The following is a 246-nucleotide window of genomic DNA, read 5'->3' on the forward strand; positions in this document are numbered from 1 at the left end:
TGTCGTCCTACGACTTCCCCGGCGACGACATTCCGATCGTCAAGGGCTCGGCTCTGGTTGCCCTGAACGATGGCGACAAGGCCATGGGCGAAGACGCAATCCGCGCGCTGATGGCGGCCGTCGACGAATACATCCCGACGCCCGAGCGTCCGATCAACATGCCGTTCCTGATGCCGATCGAGGATGTGTTCTCGATCTCGGGCCGCGGCACGGTCGTGACCGGCCGCGTCGAGCGCGGCGTCGTCA

Annotated in this window: 1 pseudogene; it reads left to right on the forward strand. The window is 65.4% G+C overall.

The features are described from left to right. Window positions 1-246 (forward strand): annotated as a pseudogene (gene tuf, locus LL06_RS24485) (elongation factor Tu); the annotation flags it as partial.

Source organism: Hoeflea sp. BAL378, assembly GCF_000759435.1.
Taxonomy (GTDB): domain Bacteria; phylum Pseudomonadota; class Alphaproteobacteria; order Rhizobiales; family Rhizobiaceae; genus Hoeflea.